The following is a 5,858-nucleotide window of genomic DNA, read 5'->3' on the forward strand; positions in this document are numbered from 1 at the left end:
GCTTTGTACCCTATGGGTTACGAGTTGGTAACGGAACTATTGCCGTTTTTCGCTCAATCTTGCCATATCACAAAATGCAGAAAAGTGCATAAGTTGTTATTGTTCAAGTGTTTCCGTTCGTGTTTGCCCTTTCTTCTTTCATTGTCATTATTCTATGAACTATCCTTGCCATACGAGACGTGTTTTCAGCAGAATAAGTCTCTTTCATTGCTTCCATTGGTACAACACCATACTTCTCAACCAAGTCTGACACACCGCAGAACGTACCGCCATCGCTGATAGGATTCTTAAAGAAGAACTGCACACGTGGGTCGTCTAAGGGCTTATTCGCATTGTCTATCACCCCCTGTAACATCAGGTTTGCCTTCTCTAACTGGTCATAGAAAGAGAGGTAGACGTGCGAGAACTCCACCTTCAGTGTGTCCTTATGCTGACGAGCAAAGTTGGCACGTAGCACATTCAGACCCGTGAAGAGCCAGCAACGCCCAGAACTCTTCTGGTCCTGAATATTCTGCTTCGGTGTCTCCACGCTGAAATAGGTATCTACTGGTCCTGAATTACGGAAGTTATAAGCAAGGTCGTCAATCGAATTTGTTGCGATAGCATTCGCCAGAGCACGGTCGGATGTGCCCAAACCTGTCTTCTGTATCTGCTGTAACATCTGCGCATCAATACCGCCATCTTTCGTCTGTGCTTGAAGTGAAAGCGCACAACTCAACAAGCCACAGGCAATAATAATATTCTTTCTCATTGTTTTCTTAATAATATTAAGGTAAAGAGTTACTAATAAAATATACTCCACAAAGATACTATTTATTTCCCATTGTAGTTGTAAGAAAGCTCGAAAAACATCAACAACACTGATAATTTCTACCCCAAAAAGAGGGGAGCACGATTTATTTTCATGAAGATAAAGATTTTTTTTCATGACAAGAAATATTTTTTTTCATGATGATAAATATTTATTTTCATGAAAAATAATTCGAGAACAAGGATAAACCATGAGAATAAAAGTACTCAAAAACATGCTTACAGGCCCACCCTATCTCGCACACTTAGCACTTTCTTGTACGTTGTTTTCCCTTAGATAAGAGGGAACACATGGAGAAGAGATAGCCAAACATAACTCTTTTGACAAGCCTTTTATGCCATTTTCTATGTAAAACATTTGCGTATATTGTTTTTTTTTACGAATATTGCATACGCAAATAAGCGACTGATAAAAGTCGCACAAACTAAAAACAAATCTATGAAGAAAATCTTATTGAGTCTGTTTCTTACTGTTGTCTGCTTATCAAGTTATGCACAGCACTTTATAACAGACCCTAATTTCAGACAAAAAGTAGAAAGCGCATTCCAATCCAAGATGAAGGTTATTGGAAAGAAGTTCTATAATACCAAGGGACTTCGGGTGTCTCCAGAGGAGGAGGAAGCCCTCCACTTCCTGTATGCTTACATGCCTATCGCTGATGCAACAGACTATCCTACGGCCTATCATCTCAAGAACATACGCACAGCCTTGCGTACAAGGACGTCGATGCCATGGGGAAAGAAGGTGCCTGAATTGCTTTTCAGACATTTTGTTCTGCCTATGCGTGTGAACAACGAACCACTCGACAGCTCACGTGCTATCTTCTATCGTGAGCTAAGTGAGCGTGTGAAAGGACTCCCGATGAAGGATGCTATCCTTGAGGTGAACCACTGGTGTCATGAAAGAGTTACCTACGAGCCTTCTGATGCACGCACCTCTTCACCACTACAGTCTATCCGCACGGGGCGTGGACGCTGTGGAGAAGAGAGCACCTTTACGGTAGCTGCCCTCCGTTCTATCGGTATTCCTGCTCGTCAGGTATATACTCCTCGCTGGGCACATACGGACGACAATCATGCTTGGGTGGAAGCTTGGGCAGACGGCAAATGGTATTTCTTAGGCGCTTGCGAGCCAGAGCCAGTACTCAACCTTGCATGGTTTAACGAGCCAGCATCACGTGCTATGCTCATGCACACACGTGCCTTCGGCGATTATGAGGGTCCCGAGGAGGTGATGCTACGTACCAATAATTTCACCGAAATTAATCTCATCGATAACTATGGCAGTACGTCAAAGATTGATTTTAAGATTGTCGACAAAGATGGTAAGCCTGTAGACAACGCAAAGGTAGACTTCAAAATCTATAATTATGCCGAGTTCTATACAGCTGTATCTAAGTACACTGGTACTGATGGAACGACCTTCCTCTCTGCTGGTAAGGGTGATATGATTGTCTGGGCATCAAAGGATGGACAGTTCGGGTTTGCTAAAGCCACCTTTGGAAAGGATAAGTCAATCACCATCAAACTGGATTATAACGAACAGAACATGCCAAAAGAGGCCGACCTCGACATCGTTCCGCCTGCATCAAATACCACTCTACCGGCTGTAACCAAGGCACAGCGTGATGAAAACACACGTAGACTGACCTACGAAGACTCTATTCGTCATGCCTATATTGCCACCTTCCCTACAGCAGAATCAATGAAGGATTATCGTTATTCAGCTGCTACACCTTATATAATAAAGGCTCGTGGTAACTGGAAGACCATCAAGGCGTTTGTAGAGAAGTATGCTAATCAGCAAGAAAGAGCCCTCCAATTGCTCAGCACATTGAGTGACAAGGACCTTCGCGACATGCCAATGTATATCTTAGAGGATAACATGAAGGCAAAGAGTAGCCAGCTCTCTCCACGTGTTGAGAGTGAAATGATACTCACACCATTCAAACAATTCTTTGAGAAAGCCTTTGCAAAGGAAGCTGCAAGTTTCCGTAAGAACCCTGCTCTATTGGTAGACTGGATTAGAAAGAACATCCGCATGAACCCTGATAGTCGTGCGATGAGAATCCCACAGACCCCAAGAAGTGTGTGGGAGAGCCGTATCACCGATAGTCGTAGCCGTGATATCTTCTTCGTGGATGTAGCTCGCAGTCTCGGTATTGAGGCTCGTATGGACCCTGTAGCATGGAAGATTCAGTATAAGCAAGATGGTAAATGGGTGGATGTTGACTTTGATGCAGTAGATCAGCAGACTGCTAAAACTGGTAAACTGATACTGACTTTCACTCCTGATGGTTTCCTCGACGACCCTAAGTATTATAGCCATTTCTCTATCAGTAAGATTGTTTACGGACAGACATGGCTGATGAACTTCGACGAAGGACAAGTTGACATGGGTGGTGGTGCTACTTGGTCGAACACCTTTAAGAATGGGGCTACACTCGATGAGGGCACCTATATCCTCGTGACTGGGCAACGTATGGCAGATGGTAGTGTACTTGCTCATAGCCGTTTCTTCCAGATTAAGCCGGGTGAGACTACTACTCTCCCACTCGATGTACGCCAAGAAAGCGAAGGTGTGAAGGTGATTGGTAGCTTCAATAGTGAGGACTTGTTTGATAAAGACGGTCAGAACGTTTCTATCCTAAGTCAGACAGGACGCGGATATTACGTTCTCGGTGTTTTAGGTATCGGTCAGGAGCCAACGAACCATGCTTTACATGATATTGAGAAGATGAAGGATAAACTCGATAAATGGGGTCGTCCATTCGTCTTACTCTTCAAGAACGAGGCGGAAGCTAAGAAGTTCCAAGCACAGAAGGGTGAGTTCCCTAACCTCCCTGCAAAGACTATCTTCGGTATTGATAAGGATGGAACCATCCAGCAAGAGATAGTGAAAGAGATGAAACTACGCAATACAGAACAGCTACCAATATTTATCATCGCTGATACCTTTAACCGTATTGTCTTCCTTTCTCAAGGATATACAATCGGACTGGGTGAGCAACTCGTGAAAACAAGTAGTAAACTTTAATTAAGGAGAGAGAGGAGTTAAGGAGTAAAGGGGAGTTAAGACAACACTATCTGTTAGTGTGATATATGATTGTTTATTGTCTGATATATTACATTATATAAAAGTATTGTCTTAACTCCCCTTTACTCCTTAACTCCTATAACTCCTCAAACAATCCAACATGAAACGAAGTGATTTTGAGATAGAGATATGTGCTAACAGCGTTGAAAGCTGTATAGAAGCACAGAAAGGTGGGGCCAATCGTGTGGAACTCTGTATGGGTATTCCTGAAGGAGGTACCACTCCTTCTTATGGTGAGATAAAGATGGCAAGGGAGATGTTGACTGATACTCGCCTACATGTCATCATCCGCAACCGTGGTGGCGACTTCCTTTATACCGAACAAGAGCTTCAGCGCATGGCTATGGATATTGACCTTTGCCGTGAGTTAGGTGTGGATGGTGTTGTTTTTGGCTGCCTTACAGCTGAGGGAGATATCGACTTGGCTGCCAACGAGTATCTGTTGTCACATGCGAAGGGTATGAGCGTGACCTTCCATCGTGCTTTCGATCGCTGTCGCGAACCAGAGAAAGCCTTGGAACAGCTCATTGCACTCGGCTTTGAAAGAGTACTTACATCTGGACAGCAACCTACTGCCGAGAAGGGTATTCCCCTACTCCAGCGATTAAACCAGTTGTCAAATGGTCGTATAAAAATCATGGCGGGTTGTGGTGTGAACGAAAAGAACATCGCTCGCATACGCCAAGAAACAGGCGTACCAGCCTTCCACTTCTCTGCTCGTGAACCACAAGCAAGCCGTATGACCTACTCCAACCCTTCCGTCTATATGGGTGCTGAGGGTGCTGATGAAGACACTATCATGTTGACAACAGAACGTAGAGTGAGGAATACGATTGATGCTTTGATGGGAAAGATGGCGTAAAAGCAATACTCATATACCAGAATTAAGTTTGGAAACAGTTGCTGTCATTTTTAAAACATATTATAACTGATTATTCTACAACACGTTATAGATTTACGAACTATGAAAGTAATGACAGTAAAAATTCAAATCACTCTTTTCAAAAGGTAAATATTAATTATTATCACTTGACCTTGAATCTATTAATTTTCAGCTTCAAATAAAAATATGGCAATACGAATAAATAAGATTTTAAGAGAGTTAAATATTGATCTTACAACATTAGAATGTCTGCTTTATGTGTTGGGTTACAAAGAAAGTAAACTTACATATAATACAAAAGTATCTGATGACGTAGCTCATTCCTTAAAGAACTTTGATTTTAAGAATACAGATTTTTTAAAGTATATTGAGGTTGCAGCGAAAGCAGGTGTATATGATAAGCAAAATAAAGTTACACCAAAGTTAAAAATAGTTGGTTACATAGATTTGAATGAAAATAATCTTAAGAAAAAAATCTAACAGAAATCTCAACTCTACCTCCTTTGATATATAATGAGAAAAAAAGTTTCTGGATTAGTGAACTTGCTATTTTATCTCCCCTAAAGGATATTAATTACATTACTATCGGCTCATTTGACAACACAAAAGAGCTTCCATTATATAGTGTACTCATTGGTACTAACGGAGTAGGTAAAAGTTCCTTAATGAGAGACATCATTGATTTTTTTATTGATTTATATGATTGTGTAGATGATTCAAAGTCATTATCATCAAATAAGGGATGGATTAAAGGGATTAAGTATCATATTGATGGTATAGAGTGTGAAATAATCAAAATAGGCAAAAAGTATTTTTCTAAAATAAATAATCATATCCGTTCTTTATCGGATTTACGACTTCCTGATTTAGTTGCCTGTAACTTTGGTGCATTTGACAAATTCCCTACACAGAAAATCAGTAGTTCTATACAAACTACTAGGTATGATGTTCCATATTATAAATATGTGGGAGCCGTGAATTCAACAAGCAAGTGCAAATTTACTTAATTAGTTCGTAAAAGCAGTCCTGTGGTGTTTTAAAATCTAATTTCTTTCTTGGTCTCATGTT

General features: G+C 41.2%; 4 protein-coding genes and 1 pseudogene. 4 read left to right on the top strand and 1 reads right to left on the bottom strand.

Going from position 1 to position 5,858, the window contains the following annotated elements; genetic code table 11:
* Positions 1–157 precede the first annotated feature (157 nt).
* Positions 158–751 (bottom strand): annotated as a pseudogene (locus CHB62_RS14100) (C1 family peptidase); the annotation flags it as partial.
* Positions 752–1,249: 498 nt separating this feature from the next.
* On the opposite strand from CHB62_RS14100, the gene CHB62_RS14105 reads away from it, so the two are divergent.
* The 4 genes from CHB62_RS14105 to CHB62_RS14120 all read left to right on the top strand — a co-directional run bounded on the left by CHB62_RS14105 (position 1,250) and on the right by CHB62_RS14120 (position 5,797).
* Positions 1,250–3,847: a transglutaminase-like domain-containing protein gene (locus CHB62_RS14105; protein ID WP_089367328.1), complete on the top strand. Its 2,598-nt coding sequence runs from the start codon at positions 1,250–1,252 to the stop codon at positions 3,845–3,847.
* Between the two features lie 160 nt (positions 3,848–4,007).
* Complete coding sequence (locus CHB62_RS14110) at positions 4,008–4,769, top strand: copper homeostasis protein CutC (protein WP_089367329.1); 762 nt, start codon at positions 4,008–4,010, stop codon at positions 4,767–4,769.
* 207 nt (positions 4,770–4,976) lie between these two features.
* Positions 4,977–5,270 (top strand): hypothetical protein, encoded by a 294-nt coding sequence (locus CHB62_RS14115; RefSeq protein WP_089367330.1) that lies wholly within the window; start codon positions 4,977–4,979, stop codon positions 5,268–5,270.
* Between the two features lie 23 nt (positions 5,271–5,293).
* Positions 5,294–5,797 (top strand): hypothetical protein, encoded by a 504-nt coding sequence (locus tag CHB62_RS14120; RefSeq protein WP_089367331.1) that lies wholly within the window; start codon positions 5,294–5,296, stop codon positions 5,795–5,797.
* The last annotated feature ends 61 nt before the right edge of the window (positions 5,798–5,858 follow it).

Origin of the sequence: Prevotella jejuni, from assembly GCF_900187995.1 — a bacterium.
GTDB lineage: Bacteria > Bacteroidota > Bacteroidia > Bacteroidales > Bacteroidaceae > Prevotella > Prevotella jejuni.